Below are 24,860 nucleotides of genomic sequence, written 5' to 3'. Positions count from 1 at the left end.
GCCTTTGCCCGCCTAAAATAAGACGAACAGAAAAAAAAATCAACTTTTTAATATAATAGAAATGAAACCATTAAAATATTTACTCCTGGCGCTGGTGCTCTTGTCAGCCTGCGAGAAAAAGAATGAAGACCTGGTAAAGCCATTGGTAGAAGGTGATTTCCCGCAAATCCTGATGCTTTCTGACGAAGGCGATGGAGAACTGGAAGATGAAGATAAGTTTAGCTTCAAGATTATGCTGGCCGACCGGCCGGATCCTACCGGCAAAGAACTGGGCGGAAAGGTAATCCCTCTGGAAGCAGATGTGACTGTGAACTTTGAAGTCAGCAGTTTCAAAGGATTTAGCAAATTATCTGATTACCTCCTTGACGCCACAGCATTTTATGAAATAGATGATTGTACCACTTCGGAGGACGAAGACATAGACCTGAAGCTTGTTTTTGATAAAAATACAGGCAAGGGAAGCGTTACCTTTCCAAAAGGCGTGGAAGAAATTGAAATAGAATTCGTAACCGACGAAGATTTATTTGACGATAAAATATTTAATACCCAAAGCCGTAAGCTGGAAATTAACCTGACATCGGTAGACCCACGTGGACAGAAAGTGGTGGTCAACGACCAGAATACTTTTGAATACCTGGTTCTTGACGATGATGGCGTTTATGGCGAGTATGAACTGGATATCGACGATCAGGAGCAAATTCAGAACTACATCAAGCTTTTTGGTGTGATCAATGAAGATGTAAAAGGCCTTAAGGCGGACGATATAGAAGAGATTAAAATTGAATTCCAGTATGGCGAATTCAAAGCCATTGTGGTACTCAAAGAAACAGAAGAAGTAGAAGAGTGCGGAGAAACAGAGACCGTAAACAAGGAAATTGAAATCGAAGGGGATTTTGAGGATCTTGAAGACGACAAACTCTCCGGCGACCTGGAAATAGCTGGTGATGTGGAATCAGACAATGGACAGGAAAAAGAATTCAGTTACAAAGGCAGCTTCAAACTCGTACACGGAAAGCTTGAGCTGACTTTGCAAGGTGAATTCGATGATGAGGAGACAGATGAAATCACCCTGATCTTCCATAAATAATTTATAGCTTTAATACATTCAAGAAAAATGAACCTAAATAGAATATTCATTGTAGCGATGGCCGGCATGTTGTGCATGTCCTGCGGTAATACGGGCACAGATACAATTATCAAGCCTCTTTATACTACAGAACCTGTTGAGTTTGACACTGATGATCCAGCCATATGGTTAAATAAACAAGATCCCTCTCAATCATTGGTGATAGGTACTGACAAGGACGAAAACGGAGGCCTGTACGTGTATGACCTACAAGGAAAGATTATCAAAGAGAAGGTAATCAAAGGAATTAAAAGGCCTAACAATGTAGATATTGCCTATGGTCTACAACTTGGTGGCAAATCTCTTGATATTGCCATTCTTACAGAAAGGATGACACATAAGATCAGGATTTATTCACTTCCTGATATGAAGCCAATTGATAATGGCGGAATTGAAGTGTATGTGGGTGAAACCAATGAGATGTACCGTGATTTGATGGGTATCGCGCTATATACTACACCCACGGGACAGATCCATGCAATAGTCGGTAGAAAAACCGGGCCAACCGATGGTACTTACTTATGGCAATATTTGCTGGAAGACGATGGGCATGGTAAAGTGAAAGCTACAGTTGTAAGGAAATTTGGAAAGTATAGTGGAAAGAAAGAAATAGAGGCAATAGCTGTCGATAATGAACTGGGTTACATCTATTATTCAGACGAGCAGTTTGGCGTACGTAAATACCATGCAGACCCTGCCAAAGGGAATAACGAACTGGCTTTATTTGCCAAAGAAGGATATACGGAAGACAATGAAGGTATCAGTATTTATAAAACTTCTGATACTACGGGTTATATTCTTGTGTCCGACCAGAGTGCCAATCAATTTAAGGTATATAGCAGAGAAGGCGGGAAAAATGCCAATGACCATCCGCTGATTACTTCCATCAAGACTTCTACCAATCAAAGTGATGGTTCGGATATTGTTTCTGTGCCATTGAACGGCGATTTTAAGCATGGGTTGTTTGTGGCAATGAGCGATAATAAGACTTTCCAGTTTTACAGATGGGAAGATCTGGCAGGAAAGAAGCTAAAGATAAACCCATAGTTTTTTAAGCCCTTTTTGTGATATGATGATGTTATGGTTCGTGTTTAACGTCAGGTCCATATCTGGATAGTATCACAATAGATGTTGGTTCGCTTTCAAACGAACCAACATCTATTGTGATATTTTGTTGATACTTCAATGTTATTGCGCAGGGAGCATGGCAAGACCAGTGCTCGTTATTGCTTTTCTACGAAGGCCTTTAAGTTTGCCAATCCTTTTTGATAATCCTTACCAATCATCCCGTCGTACATTAATGCCATCCATCTTTCCGAGATGGAGTTATTTTCGCCGCTAAAATCCCAGGTTACCTTGGTGCTGCCATTTGCTATGGACTCAAAATAAAAGGAAGTCTTTGATGTGCTTTGAAATGGTTCTAAAAATTCCAGGCGCTCGTCTATTTGTTTAAGTGGGGTGATTTTCTCAATGGTCATGCTACCGGTTCCGACTTCTTTCCCTATCCATCCAAAACTGGAGCCTACCGATACTCCATCTCCGGTAATTGTTTTCTTGGCAGAAGGTTCCATTTCCATCCATGGATTCCAAAGTGCAAAATCATTAAGGTTAAGCGTTTTCTGGAACACTAAGCTATCAGGACTGTTTATTTCAATAGATCTGCTTACCCTGAAGCTTGTAGGCAGGAAAAATCCGATGATAAAGAAAAGTGCGACTAGTCCCAAAACGATCCCGGCCAGAATTTTAAGAATTTTCATGATATTAGTTTTTAGTTTAAAATGGTTACTTAAAGTTATTATAAAATATTTAATTAATAAAAGAAATATTTTTGTTCATTTGGTGTATGGATTTACCGGTTTATACCAAACAACAACTAGCCTTGAGAAACGGACAGGATAAACCACAGATATGGGTGGCCTATAAAGGACTGATCTACGATGTAACGGAAAGCAGGTTATGGAGAAATGGCAAGCACTATGAGCATTGGGCGGGGCAGGACCTCACAGACGAGCTGCCGGATGCACCACATACGGAGACAGTGTTTGAAAAGTTCAAAGCAATAGGGGTGATAAAATAGGCTTACTACGCTTCGATGGTAAAGGAGCTCAGGCTTACAAACTCCTGTACACGCGCTTTTACTTCTTCTTCAGTTAGATTAAGGATTTTCTCGATCCCGAATTTTTCTACGCAGAAAGAGGCAAGTGCCGATCCAAAGATGATCGCATTCTTCATGTTGTTGAAGTTTACTGTGCCTACTTTGGCCATATAGCCTATAAAACCACCTGCAAATGAATCACCGGCTCCTGTTGGATCAAATACTTCAGCCAATGGCAGGGCAGGGGCAGAGAAGATCTTACCGTCGCCAAATAGCAATGCACCATGCTCACCTTTTTTGATAATCAGGTATTTTGGCCCCATTGTAAGGATCTTTTGAGCTGCTTTTACCAGGGAATATTCGCCTGATAGCTGGCGTGCTTCGGCATCATTGATGGTAAGCACGTCTACCAGCTTAATGGTTTCCAGCAGGTCAGACATCATAATGTCCATCCAGAAGTTCATGGTGTCGAGGACGATCAGCTTTGGCCTTTTTTTAAGGCGTTTTATAACTGTTTGCTGTACGATTGGGGTAAGGTTGCCCAGCATCAGGTATTCGCAGTCCTGGTAGCTGTCAGGTATGATAGGATCGAAAGTTTCCAATACATTGAGTTCCGTGGCCAATGTGTCGCGACTGTTCATGTCATTGTGATACTTGCCTGCCCAAAAAAAAGATTTTTCGCCTTCTTTTATTTGCAATCCTTCGGTATCTATATGGTGTTCTGTAAAGGTGTCAATGTTCTCTTGTCCGAAATCATCACCGATCACTCCTACAATTTTCACCTTATTATAGAAGTAAGAGGCGGCAAGACTGGCGTATGTAGCAGCACCACCTACTATTTTATCGGTTTTTCCGAAGGGTGTTTCAATAGCGTCAAATGCTACAGTTCCTATGATTATCAGGCTCATATGTAAAAGTTGAATATTTTTTTAAATTTTTTCACTGCAAATATTGCATAAATAATTTAAAAGCCCTAATATTGCATTCCCAAAACGGACAAAGCTTTATGTTCTTAATCGAATCAAAAAAGCCCATTTTGAGGAAAACCAGCACTCCTTCTTAGCTCAGCTGGTTAGAGCATCTGACTGTTAATCAGAGGGTCGCTGGTTCGAGCCCAGCAGAGGGAGCAGATTTAAAAGCCTTACAGAAATGTAGGGCTTTTTTATTTCCAAAATAGGAAGTTTCCTATTCCATTTAATTTAGTATTGATGTTGAAATAAGATAAGATAAACGGATATTATTCGGTTATCTTGTTAATATTATACATATTTAAATATTTTGTGTAGTTTTGACATAAGATAAACGAATTTTAATCGTTTATCTTATTGATATTTTACAATGGATATTCGAACAGCACTAAGAGAGCTATCTAGCCAACCGCTGACCCACCAGCTCCTGGCAGGTCTTTTGAAAGATTACAAACGACCAAACGATAAAATATTATCTTTAAAAGCAGATGGTCTGATCGAACCGGTCAAAAAAGGACTTTATATAGCAGGTAGGTCCCTTGGCTCTGAACGACCTGAAAGCGCACTGCTTTCCAACCATATACTCGGACCAAGCTACCTTTCAATGGAAAGTGCGCTCGCCCATTACGGGCTAATTCCAGAGAAGGTTTTTGCGGTCACTTCAATGACTACAAAGACCTCGAGGAAATTTCAGACCAGCATTGGACTATATACCTACACTAACCTGCCATTGCCTTATTATGCTTTCGGTCTTGCCACCGTGAGCCTGTCTAAAGACCAACAGGCCATAATGGCAATCCCTGAAAAGGCACTATGCGATAAAATAGCTGCAACAGCGGGCATAACCTTGAGAAGCCAGTCTTCTGCAAGGGACTATGTTTTTGGAAACCTGAGAATGGAGGAAGAAGATCTCGCTAAGTTTGATCTAAATGCTATGTTAAGCTGGCTGGAAAATGCACCCAAAAGGGAAAGTCTGGAAATGTTAATCAAAATGATCGAAAAAATATGATAAAGGAATGGCTCGAAGGTTATCATCCCGCAAACCGGGAGGAAGCTAAAGATGCGTTGAGGGAAATCATGCAGGAGATTACCTTGGCGGGACTTAACCGCGCCGGTTTTTTTGAAAAAGCGGCATTCTATGGCGGAACTGCTCTCAGAATATTCTACGGGCTAGACCGATTTTCAGAGGACCTGGATTTTTCGCTGCTTGCCGTTGATCCGGATTTTTCGCTGGAGAAATACCAGGAGGCCATCATAAACGAATTCGCTGGCCTTGGGATGCAGGTATCTATTTCAGAAAAAAGGAAGACAGTGAAAAGTAATATCAACTCTGCTTTCCTAAAGTCAGAAACCATTTGGAAGGAACTTGTGCTAGAAGGCATCATCCCACAAAACGGCCTCAACGAAGTGGCCAGTATCAAGATCAAGATAGAAGTGGATAAAGAGCCGCCATTGGGGTTTTCTACTGAGGAAAAGTTATTGCTCAGACCTTTTTCGTTTTATGTGAAGTGCCTGTCGCTTCCTAACCTTTTTGCAGGAAAGATGCATGCATTGCTTTACCGAAAGTGGGGTACGAATGTAAAAGGGCGGGACTGGTATGATATGGAATGGTATATCAAAAAAGGATATCCCCTCAATCTCGACCATTTCTTGCTAAGGGCGATCGACAGCGGTGACTGGAATAAAGATGCCATCAACGAAGAGGAGTTCAGGAAATTATTGAGCGAAAAGATCGAAAGTGTTAAAATGGACTTTGTTAAAGCTGACATCTCCAGATTTATAAAGGATCCAAAGGTACTTGAAATATGGTCCCCAAGTTATTTCCATGACCTGAGTGCAAAACTAAAAATCAATACATCAAGTTAAGCTCTAGACCTTGGCTTGGGAAAAATTAAAACCAGAGGCCATGTATTCAAAAGAACGTACTAAATTCGTTAATAATTAAAAGCCGTTACAAATATTTAACGGGATTTCTTTGATAGCTTGTAGCCGATTGGTTAAGATATAGTTAGAGTTGGGCAGCCTCCGTCTGTTAATCAGAGGGTCGCTGGTTCGAGCCCAGCAGAGGGAGCCAATGCCCTTCACGATATCGTGAAGGGCATTTCTGCTTTTAGCTGATTTTCAAATCGCTACATAGCGCAAATAAAGGCCCCTTTTTGTTTGATCATATATCTTTTTCCCTCGATCGAAGATTTATCATAAAAAAATCCAATTGTTCAATATTTCCAATAGCTTTTAGAGTAAAGCGTCCATCCAGCACGGCCGCATCTGTTGTTAGGCGTATCCCTCTGTGATCAAATTGTTGAATATTAAAAATTGAGCTTTACAACAAAGCATGTGGATTTTTACAGGATTACATTTGTCCTATTAATTCATAACCACAAAAATTTAAAAAAATGAAAACAACAATTAAAATGATCCTATCTGGAATCTTAGCATTAAGTACCACGGTAGCTTTTTCTCAAGGTTCTTTGAACCCATCAAAAAAAACAAATCCCGTAGTAACACGCCTTGAAACAAAGAACACTGAATTCGTCAAGAAATTTATTGATCAGGTGATTAATGGCGGAAAGGTTAATCTTATTGACAAGTTCTGGAATCCAGATATGATTTGGAGAGGTGGAAGCCTTGGAGAAATTAACGGTATAGCCAACTATAAAGCATTTGCAAAAGCAAATATTGGTGGCGCATTTACCGATATGCATCTCGAAGTCAAAGATATCCTAGCCAAAGGGGATAAGGTTATGGTGAATTTCACTAATAGCGGAAAGAATACTGGAGAATTCATGGGTCGAAAAGCTACCGGAATAAATGCTAAGTGGAACGGAATGGGTATGTATAGGCTAAAAGACGGTAAAATAACTGAAGCCACATTTTCTGAAGATATTCTTGATTTACTAATGCAACTAGGGATTTTTAAACTGTAGCACCAAAGAGCATTGATTTTTTGGTGACGCACACCTATACTATAAATTAAAAAAAATAAAAAAAATGGAAAACAAGACAGTAATTGTTACAGGAGGTTCGACAGGAATCGGAAAGGCAACAGCTTTGGCTTTTGCAAAAAATGGGTACAATGTTGTTATTTCTGGAAGAAATAACAAAGCAGGTGAAGAAGCCCTAAAAGAAATCAAGGAAACAGGTGCTGAAGCACTATTTGTAGCAACAGACGTAACTAATGAGTTAGATGTGGTTAACTTAATTTCAAAAACTAAAGATACATTTAAAACAATAGATGTTTTTGTTAATAATGCAGGAATAGCCGGTGCAACTGAAGGTTTTTTGGCAGATTCAAGCGAACAAAATTTAAGAAGTCTGTTTGAAACTAATGTTATTGGAGTATTCTTCGGAATGAAGCATGCTATAAAGTCGATGCAGGAAGCAGGCGGAGGATCTATTGTTAACCTTGCTTCCATTGCAGGATTAAACGGAATCCCTTATGCCGCACAGTATTGTGCTTCAAAACATGCTGTAGTAGGGCTTACTAAAGCAGCAGCAGTCGAGTATGCCACACAAGGCATTCGCATCAATGCAATTGCTCCTGGAGCAATTAAAACCGACATCTTGAAAAGCGCAATAGAATCGGGTAGTTATAGCGAGGAAACCATTGCAGCAATTCATCCGATGAAACGATTAGGAACTGTTGAAGATATTGCCAATGGTATCTATTATTTAGGTTCATCAGAATCTCCTTTTATGACAGGGCACGTGCTTGCTGTTGATGGTGGGTATAATGCACAATAATTTTTTATTTTAGTAGGCGTCGACATTTGAATGATGTCGATGCTTATTATAACTAATTTCGTTTTATTATTCACTTAAATACTTTTGCTATGGATGTGATGCCAGTTGCTAAATTTGTGCACGCGTGTTATTCAAATAAAAAGCTTGTTACTGATCCTTTTATTACAGAATTCGCAATAATGCACATTAAATCAGGTAGTTTTATAGTTTACGAAGCGGATAAAAAGCAGATTTTTACAGCGGGCAGCATTATATTTTTTAAAAAGAACCATCTCGCAAAACTTATAAAAGTGCCTGAAGTAGATAAGAATTTCGAATCGGTAAGCATGATTTTGAATGATACAGTAATTAAAAAATATATTTCAAGCAATCACTTAATTATGAAGGAGAGATACAAAGGACGAAATATTTTTGCGTTAAAAAAATGTATACCGCTTCAGGATTATTTTGATTCCTTGTATAAATATGGAAACGGATCAAACGAAGGAAAGCTGATTGAAAAATCTATGGTCTTGCTTGATTTGTTGTTGTTGCATGCACCTCAATTACAAAGTGCCTTATTAGATTTGGGTATGCCCGGTAAGATAGATCTTGAAGCGTATATGAGTAAGAATTTTATGTTTAATACTGAGATTAAAAATTTTGCTCATCTCACAGGAAGAAGTCTAGCAAGTTTTAAAAGAGATTTTAACCGACTGTTTTTTACCTCACCGCACAAATGGCTCCAACAAAAAAGACTTGATATGGCTTTCTTTATGTTAAAAGAAAAAAGCCTTAAGCCTACACAGGTTTATCTTGAAGTTGGCTTTGAGGACTTATCTCATTTTTCTTTTGCTTTTAAAAAGACTTTTGGAATTCCTCCATCCATGATATAGTTAGGTTGTTGAAGATGAAAATACAGGTGAAGTAACATAGATGCCTTATTGCTCTTACACCAAATTTTGAAAATCAAGACTATGGAAATCCAATGTACCGATAAAAAGACCTTGGAGCTGACTTGATGGCCCGAAAAAGAGGGGCATATCGTACGATAGTTTGTTTACCCATAATGCTGTTCCGCTATAGTTTATTATTATATGCTCAGTTTTTTTGTTCGATACTGGTAAATTTTATGGGATAGAAAGTTTTGTTGGCATTTCCATCAATTCAACCCTCGATATTCTTGAGGGGTCATTCCAGTTTTCTGCTTAAACAACCTTGTAAAATGTTGTTGGTATTTGAAGCCCAGATCGGCGGCTATTTCGTTAAAAGTTTTTGAACTGTCAAAAATGTAGGTTTTTGCCTCATCTATCATCTTCGATTGGAGGTAATTAAGGGCGGTACTGCCAGTTTCCTTTTTGATCAGGTCGCCAAAATAGTTTGGTGAAAGATGTAACTGGTCAGCGCAATAGGCAACAGATGGTAAACCCAACTGAGATGCCTTTTCCGATCGGAAATAATCAATCAACAGATTTTCGAACCGTACAAGGATATCTTTGTTTGCGTGGCTTCGGGTAATAAACTGGCGATCATAAAAACGCATGCAATAATTCAGGAACAGTTCTATATTGGAAACGATGAGGGTCTTACTATGCTTGTCAATGTTCTGCTCTATTTCCGCAGCAATCTTTTCCAGGGATTCCATTATCGTCTTTTTTTCCTTTTTTGAAAGGTGAAGGGCTTCATTCACCTCGTACGCAAAGAAATTATAGTCCCTGATGGTCTTGGCCAGATGTGTGCCCTTTAACAGGTCGGGATGGAAAATAAGTCCCCAGCCCGAAGGGATTATTGCTTGGCCACTGCTATCAATTCCATAGACCTGCCCCGGTGAAACAAATACCATTGTCCCATCTTCGTAATCATAGTTCTGACATCCGTAGGTTATGTTGCCACATTTGATATTCTTAAAGAAAACCGCATAGACCCCCATGTAATGTCTGTAATGTATAATGGTTGGCACATCATTAAAATTGACGACACTGACCAGGGGATTTAGTGTATCCACGCCAACATAATCGTTATACTGACGAACGGTGTCCAGTCTTTTCACTTCTTCCATATCCTTGATTTTACAATCCAAATTTAACAAAAATGAACCTGTAATAATTACTTCCGATTTAGAATCAGTAAAAGTGGTAAACAATACCGTATTCTGTATAAACCCAAAGCAACGAATGCTGCCGACATTTGTAATGTGGATTTCTTTAGTAAGATCCCGCCGGATTAAAGACAGTAAATTTTAACAAAATGATAGCAGAAATAGAAAAGGTGAATATTCTTGAACGGTTAAGATCAGGCGAACCTATCCGGTTGAATGATCCGGCATATTACGAAATAAATGAAGTAGTGGGCAGAACGCTAAAACTTTCCCAGAAGCTAAATATGTCATCCGACCTAATTGCTGTTCGGGATATCCTTGGTGATATCATCGGTAAAACGGTGGACGAAAGCACCACTATTTTTGTTCCATTCTATACCAATTTCGGAAAGTTCATCAGTATTGGAAAGAACGTGTTCATCAACTATGCCTGTTCTTTTTTGGATATGGGTGGAATCACGATTGCGGATAATGTACTGATTGGCCCAAAGGTTAATCTTGTTACAGAGAATCATCCCTTGGATCCGGATGACAGAAGGACCCTGATCACAAAACCCATCGTCATTAAAAAAAATGCCTGGATCGGTGCGGGATCAACCATACTTCCGGGTGTAACCATTGGAGAAAACGCTGTAGTGGCTGCGGGTGCTGTGGTTTCCAAGGATGTTTTACCCAATACTGTTGTCGGTGGTATTCCAGCGAAGTTTATCAAATCAATTTAAATAGAAAATTAAAGACCAAAATGATGAAACCTATAAAAATAATTATAGCAGCATCCCTGATGATATTAGCACAGGCCTGCACAGAAAAAAAGGAAAAGGAACAGGCAAAAAAACCAGAAGAAATGGAAAAGCTATCGCCGAAAGATTATACCACTTTTAAAGTGGATGACAGTATTGAAATGTATAGGGTTACTTTCAAAAATCTATATAAAATGGATGTTGTTGGACATCTGTTCATCCCAAGAAACCTGGATCGTGGTACGAAGCACGCAGCTATTATTGTTGGCCACCCAATGGGCGCCGTAAAAGAACAAAGTGCCGATGTGTATGCTTCCAACATGGCAGTTCGAGGCTTTATAACCTTGGCCATTGACCTATCCTTTTGGGGTGAAAGTGAAGGCGAACCCCGTAACGCGATTTTACCGGATGTTTATGCAGAGGATTTTAGCGCAGCAGTTGACTTTTTGGGCACCCGTGATTTTGTTGACAGGAATAGCATTGGTGTGATTGGTGTTTGTGGCAGTGGAAGTTTTGTGATCAGTGCGGCCAAGATCGATCCGAGGATGAAGGCTGTTGCAACCGTTAGCATGTATGATATGGGATCGGCTAACCGTAATGCCCTGAACCACTCACAAACACTGGAGCAAAGAAAGCAGATCATAGCCGAAGCAGCGGAACAAAGATATGCTGAATTTACAGGTGGAACAACCAAATATACCGGTGGAACGGTTCTAAAACTACAGAATAACACACATCCCATCCAGCGTGAGTTTTTCGATTTTTACCGAACTCCCCGCGGAGAATATACGCCAAAAGGGACATCTAGAGAGACTACAACAAAACCAACTTTGAGTAGTAATACGAAGTTCATGAATTTCCATCCTTTCAACGATATCGAAACTATTTCTCCTCGCCCAATGCTGTTCATTACCGGAGACCAGGCACACTCGAAAGAATTTAGCGAAGACGCATACAAAAGAGCTGCAATGCCCAAAGAACTGGTTTATGTCAACGGCGCAGGCCATGTAGACCTTTACGATAAAACCGATTTGATTCCATTTGATAAACTGGAGACATTCTTCACGACCCATTTAAGATAAAATAGGATGAAAAACTTACTAACAGGCCTGATCCTATGTGCCTCCATGTCCTTAAGCATGGCAAGCTGTGACAAGGGCAATGACCCTATCTCAACCCCAGATAATGGAAATTCTAATGTAACTGCCACTAATCCAACAGGAAGCAAGATAAAGATAACAATAGGTTCTGCTGTTTTTACGGCCACACTATATGATAACCCGTCTGCAAACGCTTTGAAGACAAGGTTGCCACTTACCATCAATATGGAGGATTTGAATGCAAACGAGAAATTTTATTACTTCTCTAGCACCCTTCCAACCAGCGCATCTGCCGGAGGCAATATACTGGTGGGAGACCTGATGTTGTATGGGAACAATTGTCTGGTACTTTTCTACAAGGGATTTAATACCTCATACAGCTATACAAGGCTCGGAAAGATTGATAATCCTACAGGACTTGCAACTGCATTGGGTAACGGAAATGTAGTTTTGAAATTTGAGAATAATTAAGAATAAATCATTATGAAAAATAGTTTAAAATCTGCTGCGCTATTGATATTTGCTTCAATAACAATACTAGCTTGCAGCAATAAAAATGAACTGAACACTATTTTCCCGAAAGGAGAAAAAGGTTCCAAAGATTTATTTACTGGAAATGCTTATCCTACTGGCTTGGTAGATTCAGATAGCATTTACAACACTGTGGTTGGAAACGTATATTTCGAACCCGGTGCAAGAAGCAATTGGCACAGCCATCCTGCCGGGCAAATTTTAATCATTACTGATGGAATTGGCTATCACCAGATCGAAGGAAAACCAGTTGAAATCATCAAAAAAGGAAGCGTAGTAAAATGTCCGCCAAATGTTCGCCACTGGCACGGAGCAAGTGCTGACGTGGGTTTGCAGCAATTGTATATCGTTCCGAATACTGAAAAAGGAATTGTAAATTGGAACGAAGCCGTAACAGATGAAGTGTATAAAAGTGCCTGTAGATAAAAATAAAACTTAAAATGCCGCAGTTGAAGAAAAACTAATGCTTTTGACCTTTATTTACGCTGAACAGGTGCAGTACCTGTGGGAACAGGGCAGCCATATATTCTTCGGCGCCTTTTTTTGAGCCTGGGAAAGTTAGCAGGAGCGTGTCGCCCGCGAACCCCCCTACCCCTCGTGATAACATGGCATAGGGCATGCGCTGCTGGCCGTAATTCCTTGCCGTTTCCATAATTCCATCTACCCTGCGGTCGATCAGCGGAGCGATCGCTTCAGGGGTAAGGTCCCTTGGAGACAGGCCAGTTCCGCCGGTAAAAATAACCAGTTGATGTATATCACCGCATAATTCTTTTGCCTTGGCCGTGATCAATTCTGGATCGTCCGTTACGATCTCATAGCTAAGCGTTTCAATTCCGAATTTTTCAAGAAGAGCTATTATGGTCTTTCCGGAGCTATCTTCCGCTGTGCCCCCTGCAATGGAATCTGAGCAGACTACAACCGCGGCCTTGATTTCAGGGAATTTGAGGTTTTTCAGATCGGATTTTCCGCCAGACTTTTTAAGCAGTTTGATGCTGCTGATCTCGACACCCTTGTCGATGGGCTTGAGCATATCATAAATGGTGAGTGCTGTGATGGAGGCGCCATGCATAGCCTCTACCTCGACCCCGGTTTTATAGATGGTATGGACCTCTACCGTAATGATCAGGTTTAGTCCCTGGATTTCATAGGTGATGGCAGTATATTCTACCGGCAAGGGATGGCAGTCGGGGATCAGGTCGCTGGTCTTTTTTACGCCAAGTAGCCCGGCCGCCCTTGCAAATTCAAAGACATCTCCCTTTGGAACCTTGCGCTGCTCGATAGCTTCGATTGTTTCTTGCCTGGATACGCTTACTGTTGCAGTAGCAATGGCGATGCGAAGGGTGCTGGATTTCTGTGTGATGTTGACCATTATTTATTTTCTTTCCAATGATGGGTATTGTCCTGAAATATTTCCTTACCCCAGATTGGCAGTTCTGCCTTTATCCGTTCGACCAATTCTGAGCAGGCCTCAATTGCAGGTTTTCGGTGCGCCGATGAAGTAAAGACAAATAGGCAGATCTCTCCGGCGCTGACATCCCCTAAGCTATGGTGCACGTGCATGCAGCTCAGCGGATATTTTTCAAAGATCGCTTCTCTGATCTCGTGCATTTTTTCAAGGGCCAATTCCTCAAAAGCGCTATACGCTATTGCTGATACTAACTTTCCCCCGATCTCATCTTGCCGTACCTGTCCCATAAAAATGCTGTGACCGCCTATAGCTGTGTTGGAGCTGTGTTTTGCGATACAGTCAGTTATAAAGCCTGGGCTGATCGCCCCTTGTATGAATATGTTCTTTACTTTTTTTTTGCTTTCCATAGTTATCCTCCCGAGAATGGCGGCATAACCGCCACTGAATCACCGCTGTTCAAGTGTGTGTTTTCCTGGATCAGGATCTTGTTGACCGCGAGTTTATATTTTAGGTCTGCAAGCTGCAGAAAATTGCTTTCAAGATAAGCCTTGAGCTGATCGGTATCTGAGATACCTTCTATCTCCAGCTGCTGACTGTGCAAGAATTCTGAGATCTTTCCAAAACTGATGAGCTGGATTTCCATTTTGCTAATTTACGATTAAGATGTGGTTATAGATCACAATATTGTCCATAGTTATGGACTTGTACGTAAGGTATTTCATGTTTTAAGCTGTAGTAAATAAAAGTTTGTAGGATGCAAGAACCAGTACAATGGCCAGTATGTATTTTAAGGTGGTCTGCGGGAATTTCAGCGAACCAAAATAGGCACCAGCGATGCCTCCTGTAAAGGCAACAATTACATATAGAAACATATCACCGGTAAAATTAATTCCCTTGATCAGCTGCCCTGCAAGGCCGGCAAACGAGTTGACAAATATAAAGGCAGCGCTAATAGCAGCTGTCTGTTTCTGGTCGGTCCATTTAAGCAGGATCAAGATGGGCGAGAGAATAATGCCCCCGCCAATGCCGATCATACCTGAGAGCAGACCGATGATGGCGCCAATCAGGAGCGAAAACGGAATATTTGAAGGTTTACAATCCTTTGGATCTGAATTGGGTAAAAAGAAGAACCGCAATACTGGAATAATCAGTAATGCCCCCAGGATCTTTTTATATATATTGCTCTCGATGGCCATTGTTCCCCCCAGAAATGAAAAGGGGATGGAGGTTGCCACGAATGGCCAAAATGTCTTCCATTTGAAGTGGCCTCCCCGGTAGAATTGGGCAAAAGATACCGTGGAAACAAAAAGGTTGAGGAGCAGCGCGGTAGGCTTCATGACAAGGGGTGAAATGGCGAATATGGCCATCAGGGCCAGGTATCCGCTGGCTCCGCCATGGCCAACTGATGCATATAGAAAAGCAACAATGAATAATAGGGAGAAAAAAAGTAAAAATTCTGTCTGCATATTTTGTTAATTGGGCAACAAAAATACAGTGATCTTGTCCCCGATTTTGAAATCTGTTTTTTCCTCCTCCAAACAGATCAGGCAATTTGCCTGGGCGAAGGAGCTTAGGCGATAAGATTCCTGTGCGCCAAGCGCTGTGGCTTTACCGGCATCGTACCTGCCTTTTAAGAAATGGGTGAGCCCTCCAGGCTTTTGGTAAGCCGCAGTAAGTTGGGCTTCAATTTGCTGGATTTTGCTCGTGGTGTTACTGAGCAGGGCAATTGCTGGCAGCACATAATTGTAAAAGCAGCTAAGAACGGAAGAAGGGTTTCCCGGAAGACCGAATATCAACTGGTTCTGTTTGGTTCCGAAGTATAATGGTTTTCCAGGCTTTTGTTTGACCTTGTGGAAGATCTGTTTTACACCACAATTACCTGCTGCCTGAATGACGAAGTCATAATCGCCAACGCTTACCCCACCTGTCAGCAGGATCATATCGTTTGTTTTTAGCGTTGCATTCAATACTTCAGTCAAGGTTTCCAGGTCGTCTTTTGCTTCCAATACCTCGATGCTAGAGATACCAGCCTGTCTTAGCGCTGCCTTGAGGGCATAGGAATTGGACTCATAAACCTGCCCAAAATTTAGTGGCAGGCCTGGCTTTTGCAGTTCGTTGCCTGTTAGAATAATGGCAATTTTTGGCTGGGGATAGACACTGACCTCGGTAGTGCCAATTCCAGCAAGAAATCCCAGAGCGGCAGGAGTCAATTGACTGCCCCGGGTCATAGCGATTTCGCCAGTGCTGATCTCCGAACCTTTTTCCCTGGCGTTAATCCCAGCTTTAAGGTTTGGGTCATTAAGGAAGACCCTGTCTCCTTCGATGGTGACCTTTTCCTGCATGATGACTGTATCGGCACCGTTTGGTAGCGCTGCCCCGGTAAAGATTCGGTAAGCCTCACCTTGGTTGATTGTATTTTCTTTATCTGAGCCGGCCGCCATTTCTCCGGCCAGGCAAAGTTCGGCCAGGTTTTCTTCAAACTTTAGCGCATAGCCATCCATTGAGGATTGGCGAAAGGCCGGGATATCACAGCTGGCGCAGATATCCTGAGCTAAAGTATGCCCTGCAGCTTCGCTCAGCTGTATTTGGACCGGATTTAGTGCAGTAGTATGCTCCTGTATAAGTTTTTTTGCCTGTTCTACTGAAATCATTTTTATCCTCCAATTGTGATCATGCTACGGTTATTAATGCTGTCTGCATCCAACTGCTGGAAATGTTCACCGAGCTGTCCGCCAAGTTCCTTTTTCTTGCTCCAGATGCAGGACTGGATAAGCGGAAGTATTTCCTGCTGGTTTCGAAGCGGGGTCAATAAATCCGTTTCCCCATTGCTGAACAGGCAGTTTTTTAGCTTTCCATCAGCAGTCAGGCGCATACGGCTGCATGTTGAGCAGAAGGGTGCTGTCATGGTGCTGATGATGGCAAAGGAACCCTCGTGTCCCGGGATCATGAAACTCTTGGCGGTATCATGCGCTTCGGCTTTGACAGGGAGTACAGTAAAATCTTTTTCAACCGTCTTCAGTATTTCTGCTAATGAGAACATCTTATTACTTGTCCATTTGTTGCCTGAAAAGGGCATGAACTCTATGAATCGGATTTGGATGGGATTATGCTTTGTCCAGTCGATAAAATCTCTGATCTCGTTATCGTTCAGCCCCTTCATCACTACCATGTTGATCTTTACGGTTATTTTATGATGTAGTAAAAGCTCGATATTGCTGCGTACCTGGTGGAAAAGATCCCGCCTTGTGATCATTAGAAATTTTTCAGGCTGGAGGGTATCAAGACTTATGTTGATGGTTTTAATGCCGGCATCGATCAGCACAGGAAGCATTTCTGCGATCCTGGTTCCGTTGGTGGTAATGACCAATTCAACTGGAAGCTTTCCAAGTGCGGAAATGATTTCTGCGGCATCCTTGCGGACCAGCGGTTCGCCGCCGGTAAGCCGAATTTTTTTTACGCCGTTTTCAACAAATATTCTGGCCAGTGTCAATATCTCACCAGGCTGCATGAGCCTGGAGGCGGGGGTAAAGTCATAGTCCTCCTCTGGCATGCAGTAAAAACAGCGGAAATTGCAGTTATCTGTGAGCGATATCCGCAGGTAGTCGTGTACGCGTCCAAATGAGTCGGCTATCATTGTGCTTTAGTTAAATTGTTTAATCTGTTTGCGTGTCAATATCCATGTGTCCCAGCTCGAAGGCTCCTGTCTCTATCTCTTTCGCGTATTTTAATGCAATTTAGCTAAAATCAGCTATAAATAGCTTTCTATTCTCTTGGGAATGGCAAGGTCAATGTAATGAACTAACAGCATTTAGGACTGATCCTTGATAAGTTGATGCAAAAAAGGCACATTTACATTTAAAGAGTGCTCCCCTGAAATAAATCTAAAACTGTAAGGAATAATTATGATAAAGAAAACCGGCTTAATGGCTATCATTTTTTTATTGGTATTTATGGGTTCTAAAGCCCAACAAATTTGGCCAAAAGTAGAAAAGGAAATGCGTCCTTGGACAAGGTGGTGGTGGATGGGAAGTGCGGTTGATAAGGAAAATATCAACAATATGCTTAATCAATATCAACAAGCTGGCATCGGAGGGGTAGAAATTACACCCATCTATGGTGCCAAAGGTTTTGAGAAGAAGTACCTCCAGTTCCTCTCACCAGAATGGCTAGATATGCTATCTTATACTATAAATACTGCTAACGGCTTAGATATGGGAGTAGATATGAATACGGGAACAGGCTGGCCATTTGGCGGTCCCCAGATAAAGCCACAATATGCGGCCACAAAACTAATTGTTCAGAAGTATAGTTTGGAGCAGGATAAAGCATGGAATGAAAAGATTACTGTGAAAGACGCAAAGCAGGATCACGCTATTTTACAAGCGTTAACTGCCTATGGCAGTAGTGGTGAAGCGCTTGATTTGTTAGATAAGGTAGAAAAGGATGGTACACTTAATTGGAGACCGGCAAAAGGTAATTGGGAATTGTACGCTTCATTTGCAGGTAAGACTCGTCAGCAAGTAAAAAGAGCCGCTCCCGGTGGGGCTGGTTTTACTTTAGATCATTTAAATAAAGAGGCTGTAGGCGTTTATTTAAACCGGTTTGACGATGCTTTTAGAAAAATATCTCCAGGGGTTAGAGCTTTCTTTAACGATAGCTATGAAGTATATGGCGCTAATTGGACCTCGGAATTCTTCTCAGAATTTAAAAAACTTCAGGGCTACGATTTAAGTAAAAACATGAAGAAATTAATAGAGGAAAATAAAGGAGATGAGGTTGCCAGAATAAAATCTGATTACAGAGAAACAATGAGCGAAATGCTACTAAACAATTTCACCAGGAACTGGACAAATTGGGCTCATGGATACAAGAGCTTAAGCAAGAACCAAGCTCATGGTTCACCTGGTAACCTGTTAGATTTATATTCCGCAGTAGATATTCCGGAGTGTGAGACTTTTGGGTCGAGCAATTTTCCTATTTCTGGATTACGAAGAGATAGTTCAGCTATTAGAAACGTTGATCCAGATCCAATCATGTTTAAGTTTGCAACTTCTGCTGCACATACAAATGGTAAAAAATATGTTTCTTCTGAAACCTTTACTTGGTTAACAGAACACTTTAACACATCATTGTCTCAGGCAAAACCGGAAGTTGAACAATTGTTCTTAACAGGTGTAAACCATGTCTTCTTTCACGGTACCACCTACTCGCCCAAAGAAGCAGGTTATCCTGGGTGGTTATTTTATGCTTCGGTAAACTTTACACCCAGTAACTCTATTTGGCCTCACCTGAAAGGGATGAATGAATATATTACCAGAGTTCAATCTGTTTTACAAAGTACAAAACCAGATAACGAAGTGCTCATGTATTGGCCTGTTTATGATGTTTGGCATAATCCACATGGAATGGACGCAGCGTTAAAAATTCACGATGTGGATCAATGGTTATACCCAACTCCTTTTTATAAAGCGGCAAGTGAACTTACAAGGAAGGGCTATTCTTTAGATTTCGTTTCCGATAAACTAATCGCAAAGTCACAAATTTCAAAGGGTTTGATTATAACCAATGAAAATGCCACACCATATCAGACATTGATTGTTCCTAAAGCCGGCTTAATGACAGTAGCGACTTTAAAGTCTATTCTCGATTTAGCTAAACAAGGAGCGAACATTATCTTTCAGGAATTACCAAAAGATGTTCCGGGCTTAAAGAATTTAACAGCTAGAAGAACCGAATTTAAAGAACTGATTAGTGAATTGAAGTTTAATAAGGTAGGTGCTATTAATAAGATGAAAATTGGCAAAGGGCAGGTAATTTTGGCTCAAGACTTAGCTGAGGCGCTAAGGTTTGTCAAAATAAACAAGGAAACTTTCACCGATACAGGCTTGCAATTTACTAAGAGAACAACCGCAAACAATAAGTATTATTATATTGTAAATCATACAGCAAAAGATATTTTTCAAAAAATTGAAATTAATGAAAAAAGCCCTTCTGTACTTGTTATGGACCCTCAGACTGGAGTGTTTGGGTTGGCTGAAGCAAGTGAATCTACAAGTGGGACACAAGTTAAAGTACAAATAAAATCTGGAGAAGCGATTATTTTAAAAACTGGTCAAGTTGCAGCTGGAATAGAAAAATGGAGATATCTGGGGGCCGCGACAGGGGCTTTTACTATCACTACCCCTTGGTATTTAAATTTTGAGAATGGTGGGCCTGAATTACCCAAAAAAAGAAAATTAAAAAGCCTTACTTCCTGGACAGATTTAGGTGATCCCAAGGCAAATAAATATTCAGGAACAGGAAGTTATGTAAATACCTTCAGCTTCGATCCTAAAAAAGGCGAAGCATATGTTTTAGATTTAGGAAAAGTAGCAGAAAGTGCAAGGGTATGGCTTAATGGAAAAGATTTAGGAATAGTCTGGAGTATTCCCTTTCAGCTCCGAGTGACTGATAAACTTAAAAGAGGTAAGAACATTTTAAAAATTGATGTGGCAAATCTGATGGCTAATAGAATAAAAGATATGGATCAAAATAAAATAGACTGGAGAAATTACCATGAAATAAATTTTGTAAATATTGATTATAAACCTTTCGATGCCTCAAACTGGGAGTTGATGCCATCTGGATTAATTGGTCCGGTATGCATTAAATCCTATAAGTAATTTTAACTTTACAAAGTAAATGGGGAATGCCGTCAATTTGAGTCCAAAACACCTGTTAATGGTGTTGTCTGTTGTTTTAATCTGGGGCACTAATTTTATTGCTGTTTATATCGGACTAAAAGGGTTTCCTCCTTTCCTGCTGTGCGCAGCTAGGTTTGCACTCGCTGCATTACCATGGGTCTTTTTTCTACCAAGGCCCAAAGCGTCTTTTAAGTTAATCTTCGGCTATGGGTTCTTTACCTTTGCAATGCAGTTTGGCTTTCTCTTTAGCGGGATTCATTTGGGTCTATCCCCAGGTCTCGCTTCGCTGATTCTCCAGATCCAGGTTTTTTTTTCGATAGGCCTTGCTTTCCTGTTTTTTCAGGATCGACCCGGGACATGGAAAATTTTTGGTTCGTTAATATCATTTGTTGGTATCGGAATAGTTGCTACTCACTTGAAGGGAAGTGGAACATTTATAGGGCTCATTTTTACTTTACTGGCTGCGTTTTCCTGGGCCGTTGGAAACATGTTCACAAAGAAAGTCGATGCTGATTCCCCATTGTCGCTGGTAGTTTGGGGAAATCTGGTAGCTTTTCCATTCATGGTTGGCGTTTCGTTATTCCTGGAAGGACCAGTTATGATTTTGGATTCCCTGCAAAATATGTCCTGGGCTACAATAGGCGCTATTGTTTACATCGTTTATCTCTCTACACACGTTGGATATGGCCTTTGGGGATTCCTTATCAAATCCTATCCTACATCTGTGGTGGTTCCTTTCACATTGCTGATCCCTGTAGTAGGGTTCTTGAGTTCTGCGCTGTTTTTAGGTGAGGAACTGCCTTGGTGGAAACTCTTCGCTTCTCTTTTTATTATGGGTGGGCTTGTTTTTAATTTACTTGAGAATCAGGTTAAGCGGTGGTTTGGCGTTATTAAAGACTAAAAGCATCCACAATCATATAGAAAGTGAAAATGAAATAGGACTTTTTACTAAAAAGATTGTCATATGTTAGATTTCTAACCAGATTAAACCATCCATGACAAAATTCTATTTACCAGTACTTTGTCTTTTTTTCCTGTTTTCATGTACTGAATCAAGAAAAGACATTACCGTGGCCGAAAATTCATTATTTACTTTGCTCGATTCCTCCAGTACCAATATTCTTTTCAACAATGTGATCAAAGAGGATTTCGATAAAAACATAAATGGATTTTATCAGGGCTTTTACAGTGGAGGCGGGGTAGCACTCGGTGATCTGAATAACGATGGATTGGATGATGTGTATTTCTCTGGTAATATGAACGGGAACAAACTATACCGCAACCTGGGTAACATGAAGTTTGAGGACATTACAGAAGCTGCGGGAGTAGGGGCACGCATTCCTGGCTGGAAAAATGGGGTTAACATGGTTGACATCAATGGCGATAGCTTTCTGGATATATATGTCTGTTATGCCGGACGAAAATCCGGCCCGGAGTCAAAAAATCAGTTGTTCATCAATCAGGGTCTGAGTAAAGATGGAATACCTAGATTTAAAGATGAAGCAGCGACATATGGCCTTGCTGATTCTTCTTACAGTACACAATCTGTGTTTTTTGATTTTGATCGTGATGGTGATCTGGATATGCTGCTCGTAAATGATAATATTAAGGTACTTAGTGACCTGGATGACAGTGTCATCGAAGAACTAAAAAAACAGGATGATCCCCTTGTCAGTTCCAGGTTATTCAGAAATGATGACGGGCATTTTAAAGATATAACCCGACAGGCCGGATTGGACATGTCTATTTTGTCCTATGGCCTTGGAGGAGGGGTAGCAGATATCAATGGCGACGGTTGGCCTGACATATATTTGTCTAATGACTATGCTGTTCCAGACCGCATGTACCTGAATAACGGAGACGGAACATTTACCGACAAAATGAGCGAACAGCTGGATCAGATTTCCTTATTTTCTATGGGCAGTAATATCGTAGACATAAATAATGACGGGCTCCCGGATATTTTTACGCTTGATATGCTACCGGAAGACAATAAGCGACAAAAATTACTTTCAGGTTTAGACAACTATGAAGTGTTTAACGTCAACCTTCGTAATGGATTTTATTACCAGTACGTTAGGAATATGTTGCATGTAAATAATGGTAACGGCACTTTTAGTGAAATTGGACAGTTGTCAGGTATTTCTAATACAGATTGGAGTTGGGCGCCATTGTTTGCTGACTATGACAACGACGGCTGGAAAGACCTTTTCGTGACCAATGGTTTTATGCGCGATTTTACCAATTTGGATGTGCTCAAGTTCAATGAGAACTATATGAAAAGCCTGAATGGTCAGGTAGAAGCGAAACATTTGGTGACTATGCTTGAAAAAGTACCTTCTTCTGATGTAAAGAACTATATCTATAAGAATAACGGTGATCTGACATTTAGCAATAAAGGGTTCGACTGGGGTGTCAATATCTCATCAAATAGTAACGGTGCAGCCTACAGCGATCTTGATAATGACGGTGATCTGGATCTGGTAGTCAGTAATATCAACAAAGCGGCCTTTGTTTATGAAAATAGGGGTGATTCATTAGCTCACTATTTAAAAGTGAGGCTTAAGGGTTCAGGCAAAAACACCGATGGTCTTGGTGCAAAGGTAACTATATACTACCGTGGAAAGCAGCAGTGCATTGAGCAAATGCCATCCAGAGGCTATTTGTCAAGCGTATCCCAAAATTTGCATTTCGGATTGGGTAAAAATAAAACGATTGACTCTGTCCGGGTAGTATGGTTAAGTGGAAAACAGCAGCTGCTGCAGGGTGTTAAGTTAAACGGACAGCTGGTATTGAACGAATACGATGCAAAGGATGTGTATCGCAAACCTGGGGTGCCTGATGCATTATTTACTGAAATAGCTTCATCAATCAACGCTACTCAAGTCAGAAATCAAATCAACGATTTCAAACGTCAGCCTTTAATGGTGAGCCCGATGTCATTTTCAGGCCCATGCATGACTAAAGGAGATATAAATGGAGATGGTCTGGAAGATGTATTTGTAGGAGGTGACGTGCATGAGCCCGGCACTTTGTTTACTCAGCAAAAGAATGGAAAGTTTGCAGGCAATCAACAGCCATTTATCGATGATAAAGAATGTGAAGACACAGATGCGGTATTTTTTGATGCCAATGGAGATGGTTTTACCGATCTGTATGTAGTCAGTGGTGGATATCACAATTACAGTCCTGCTGAATTCCGTTTGCAGGACCGCCTGTACCTGAATGATGGCAAAGGCAGCCTTGCCAAAGCCGTAAAAGCTTTGCCTGAGATGCTGGCCAGTAAAAGCTGTGCCAGGGTAGCAGATTTTAATGGAGATGGGCATCCAGATATCTTCGTGGGTGGCCGGGTGGTTCCTTCCCGCTATCCTGAACCGCCAAAGAGCTATCTGCTGATCAATGATGGCAAGGGTCACTTTACCGATCAGATCAAAAAGATTGCCCCTGAGCTTGAGCTTGCAGGGATGATCACAGATGCTGCCTGCATAGATCTGAACGGTGATAAAAAGCCAGATCTGGTAGTGACAGGTGAATGGATGCCACTGAGTGTATATCTTAATGAAAACGGCAAACTGACGAATAAAACGACTAAATATTTTGACAAGGAATACAGTGGCTGGTGGAACAAGCTGCAGGTAGCAGACATGAACAACGATGGAAAACCAGACCTGATCCTGGGCAACCTTGGTCTCAACAGCCAGTGCAAGGCCAGTGATGCAGAACCTGCAGAGCTGATCTACAAAGATTTTGACGACAATGGCGCCATTGATCCCATTCTGTGTTTTTACATCATGGGCACCAGCTACCCATACCTGACCAGGGATGAACTGCTGGACCAGATGAGCATCATGCGCCCCCGCTTTCCCGACTACAAAAGCTATGCTGAGGCTACCATGAAAGATGTTTTTACCACAGAGGAGCTGGAAGGGGCAAAGACCTTGAAAGCCAACTATCTGAAGAGTGCATATTTCGAAAGCACCAATGGCAAGTTCAAAGAAAAGCCATTGCCCGTACAGGCACAGTTTGCCCCTGTGTATACCATTACCCCGCTGGACTATGATGGTGATGGCAACAAAGACCTGCTGCTGTGCGGCAATATGAACCAGGCACGCATCAGATTTGGTAAATATGCAGCCAATCATGGTGTTTTGCTAAAAGGAAATGGCAAAGGAGGCTTTGTCTATATTCCGGAACAGCAGAGCGGATTAAAGCTTAAGGGTGATGTGAGAAGTGTGATAGCCCTAAACAACACTTTATATGTAGGCATCAACCAGCAAAAAATAAGGGCATTTCAGTTTAGCAGATAGCTCAAGCTATTGCGTGTTACCCCTGCAGGTTAAAATTTCATTCAATTTTTGTAATGTGAAAGTATGTATGTACATTTACGT

General features: G+C 41.2%; 24 protein-coding genes and 1 tRNA gene. 16 read left to right on the top strand and 9 right to left on the bottom strand.

Features of this window, described 5'->3' with window-relative positions:
- Positions 1–61: 61 nt before the first annotated feature.
- Together EZ437_RS00700 and EZ437_RS00695 are read left to right on the top strand one after the other, a co-directional pair.
- Entirely contained in the window at positions 62–1,087 is a 1,026-nt protein-coding gene (locus EZ437_RS00700; RefSeq protein ID WP_131592178.1) for a hypothetical protein, read from the top strand.
- Positions 1,088–1,114: 27 nt separating this feature from the next.
- Positions 1,115–2,173: a phytase gene (locus EZ437_RS00695; RefSeq protein WP_131592176.1), complete on the top strand. Its 1,059-nt coding sequence runs from the start codon at positions 1,115–1,117 to the stop codon at positions 2,171–2,173.
- A gap of 176 nt (positions 2,174–2,349) precedes the next feature.
- Here EZ437_RS00695 and EZ437_RS00690 read toward each other — a convergent pair whose 3' ends face one another.
- The gene (locus tag EZ437_RS00690) at positions 2,350–2,883 is read right to left on the bottom strand and encodes an SRPBCC family protein (RefSeq protein ID WP_131592174.1); all 534 of its coding nucleotides are present in this window, start codon (positions 2,881–2,883) and stop codon (positions 2,350–2,352) included.
- An 86-nt stretch (positions 2,884–2,969) separates the two neighbouring features.
- On the opposite strand from EZ437_RS00690, the gene EZ437_RS00685 reads away from it, so the two are divergent.
- Positions 2,970–3,203, top strand: coding sequence for a cytochrome b5 domain-containing protein (locus tag EZ437_RS00685; RefSeq protein WP_131592172.1), 234 nt, complete (start codon positions 2,970–2,972; stop codon positions 3,201–3,203).
- Positions 3,204–3,208: 5 nt separating this feature from the next.
- On the opposite strand, the gene EZ437_RS00680 is transcribed toward EZ437_RS00685, so the two are convergent.
- Positions 3,209–4,129, bottom strand: a complete 921-nt coding sequence (locus EZ437_RS00680; protein ID WP_131592170.1) for a PfkB family carbohydrate kinase — start codon at positions 4,127–4,129, stop codon at positions 3,209–3,211.
- Between the two features lie 145 nt (positions 4,130–4,274).
- Between EZ437_RS00680 and EZ437_RS00675 the strand changes: the two genes are divergently transcribed.
- The 6 genes from EZ437_RS00675 to EZ437_RS00650 all read left to right on the top strand — a co-directional run bounded on the left by EZ437_RS00675 (position 4,275) and on the right by EZ437_RS00650 (position 8,808).
- Positions 4,275–4,348 (top strand) — tRNA-Asn (locus EZ437_RS00675).
- A 211-nt stretch (positions 4,349–4,559) separates the two neighbouring features.
- A complete protein-coding gene (locus tag EZ437_RS00670; RefSeq protein ID WP_131592168.1) occupies positions 4,560–5,198 on the top strand; it encodes a type IV toxin-antitoxin system AbiEi family antitoxin domain-containing protein in 639 nt (212 codons plus the stop codon).
- On the top strand, positions 5,195–6,055 hold the full coding sequence (locus EZ437_RS00665) for a nucleotidyl transferase AbiEii/AbiGii toxin family protein (protein WP_131592166.1): 861 nt from the start codon (positions 5,195–5,197) through the stop codon (positions 6,053–6,055). Before EZ437_RS00670 ends, EZ437_RS00665 begins: the two co-directional genes overlap by 4 nt.
- 530 nt (positions 6,056–6,585) lie before the next feature.
- Positions 6,586–7,116, top strand: a complete 531-nt coding sequence (locus EZ437_RS00660; RefSeq protein ID WP_131592164.1) for an ester cyclase — start codon at positions 6,586–6,588, stop codon at positions 7,114–7,116.
- 64 nt (positions 7,117–7,180) lie between these two features.
- The gene (locus EZ437_RS00655; RefSeq protein ID WP_131592162.1) at positions 7,181–7,933 is read left to right on the top strand and encodes an SDR family NAD(P)-dependent oxidoreductase; all 753 of its coding nucleotides are present in this window, start codon (positions 7,181–7,183) and stop codon (positions 7,931–7,933) included.
- An 89-nt stretch (positions 7,934–8,022) separates the two neighbouring features.
- On the top strand, positions 8,023–8,808 hold the full coding sequence (locus tag EZ437_RS00650; protein WP_131592160.1) for a helix-turn-helix domain-containing protein: 786 nt from the start codon (positions 8,023–8,025) through the stop codon (positions 8,806–8,808).
- A gap of 266 nt (positions 8,809–9,074) precedes the next feature.
- Here the strand turns inward: EZ437_RS00650 and EZ437_RS00645 are convergent, their stop codons facing one another.
- Positions 9,075–9,971, bottom strand: coding sequence for a helix-turn-helix domain-containing protein (locus EZ437_RS00645; protein WP_131592158.1), 897 nt, complete (start codon positions 9,969–9,971; stop codon positions 9,075–9,077).
- 188 nt (positions 9,972–10,159) lie between these two features.
- Between EZ437_RS00645 and EZ437_RS00640 the strand changes: the two genes are divergently transcribed.
- Genes EZ437_RS00640 through EZ437_RS00625 form a run of 4 tightly spaced genes read left to right on the top strand, consistent with a single transcriptional unit; the run spans position 10,160 to position 12,807 of the window.
- A complete protein-coding gene (locus EZ437_RS00640) occupies positions 10,160–10,732 on the top strand; it encodes a DapH/DapD/GlmU-related protein (protein ID WP_131592156.1) in 573 nt (190 codons plus the stop codon).
- A gap of 20 nt (positions 10,733–10,752) precedes the next feature.
- On the top strand, positions 10,753–11,832 hold the full coding sequence (locus tag EZ437_RS00635) for an alpha/beta hydrolase (RefSeq protein ID WP_205942623.1): 1,080 nt from the start codon (positions 10,753–10,755) through the stop codon (positions 11,830–11,832).
- Between the two features lie 6 nt (positions 11,833–11,838).
- On the top strand, positions 11,839–12,321 hold the full coding sequence (locus tag EZ437_RS00630) for a cyclophilin-like fold protein (RefSeq protein ID WP_131592154.1): 483 nt from the start codon (positions 11,839–11,841) through the stop codon (positions 12,319–12,321).
- A 12-nt stretch (positions 12,322–12,333) separates the two neighbouring features.
- Entirely contained in the window at positions 12,334–12,807 is a 474-nt protein-coding gene (locus EZ437_RS00625; protein ID WP_131592152.1) for a cupin domain-containing protein, read from the top strand.
- Between the two features lie 34 nt (positions 12,808–12,841).
- Here the strand turns inward: EZ437_RS00625 and moaCB are convergent, their stop codons facing one another.
- The 6 genes from moaCB to moaA form a co-directional block, all read right to left on the bottom strand.
- A complete protein-coding gene (gene moaCB, locus EZ437_RS00620) occupies positions 12,842–13,750 on the bottom strand; it encodes a bifunctional molybdenum cofactor biosynthesis protein MoaC/MoaB (protein ID WP_131592150.1) in 909 nt (302 codons plus the stop codon).
- On the bottom strand, positions 13,750–14,196 hold the full coding sequence (locus tag EZ437_RS00615) for a molybdenum cofactor biosynthesis protein MoaE (protein ID WP_131592148.1): 447 nt from the start codon (positions 14,194–14,196) through the stop codon (positions 13,750–13,752). The genes moaCB and EZ437_RS00615 overlap by 1 nt, the downstream gene beginning before the upstream one ends.
- Positions 14,197–14,198: 2 nt before the next feature.
- Positions 14,199–14,432 carry a MoaD/ThiS family protein gene (locus tag EZ437_RS00610; protein ID WP_131592146.1) on the bottom strand — a complete coding sequence of 78 codons (234 nt, stop codon included), beginning with the start codon at positions 14,430–14,432 and terminating at the stop codon, positions 14,199–14,201.
- Between the two features lie 82 nt (positions 14,433–14,514).
- Positions 14,515–15,255 (bottom strand): sulfite exporter TauE/SafE family protein, encoded by a 741-nt coding sequence (locus tag EZ437_RS00605; protein ID WP_131592144.1) that lies wholly within the window; start codon positions 15,253–15,255, stop codon positions 14,515–14,517.
- Positions 15,256–15,261: 6 nt separating this feature from the next.
- A complete protein-coding gene (locus EZ437_RS00600; RefSeq protein ID WP_131592142.1) occupies positions 15,262–16,440 on the bottom strand; it encodes a molybdopterin molybdotransferase MoeA in 1,179 nt (392 codons plus the stop codon).
- A 2-nt stretch (positions 16,441–16,442) separates the two neighbouring features.
- Positions 16,443–17,423, bottom strand: a complete 981-nt coding sequence (gene moaA / locus EZ437_RS00595) for a GTP 3',8-cyclase MoaA (RefSeq protein WP_131592140.1) — start codon at positions 17,421–17,423, stop codon at positions 16,443–16,445.
- Between the two features lie 268 nt (positions 17,424–17,691).
- Here moaA and EZ437_RS00590 point away from each other — a divergent pair, with 268 nt between their 5' ends.
- The 3 genes from EZ437_RS00590 to EZ437_RS00580 all read left to right on the top strand — a co-directional run bounded on the left by EZ437_RS00590 (position 17,692) and on the right by EZ437_RS00580 (position 24,779).
- Complete coding sequence (locus EZ437_RS00590) at positions 17,692–20,451, top strand: glycosyl hydrolase (RefSeq protein ID WP_131592138.1); 2,760 nt, start codon at positions 17,692–17,694, stop codon at positions 20,449–20,451.
- A gap of 64 nt (positions 20,452–20,515) precedes the next feature.
- Positions 20,516–21,373, top strand: a complete 858-nt coding sequence (locus tag EZ437_RS00585) for an EamA family transporter (protein WP_205942622.1) — start codon at positions 20,516–20,518, stop codon at positions 21,371–21,373.
- 94 nt (positions 21,374–21,467) lie between these two features.
- The gene (locus EZ437_RS00580) at positions 21,468–24,779 is read left to right on the top strand and encodes a VCBS repeat-containing protein (RefSeq protein ID WP_131592134.1); all 3,312 of its coding nucleotides are present in this window, start codon (positions 21,468–21,470) and stop codon (positions 24,777–24,779) included.
- The last annotated feature ends 81 nt before the right edge of the window (positions 24,780–24,860 follow it).

Origin of the sequence: Pedobacter psychroterrae (assembly GCF_004331695.1) — a bacterium.
GTDB classification, from domain to species: domain Bacteria; phylum Bacteroidota; class Bacteroidia; order Sphingobacteriales; family Sphingobacteriaceae; genus Pedobacter; species Pedobacter psychroterrae.
Note: the sequence above shows the minus strand (reverse complement) of the source record. Positions and strands in the feature narration are given on the sequence as shown.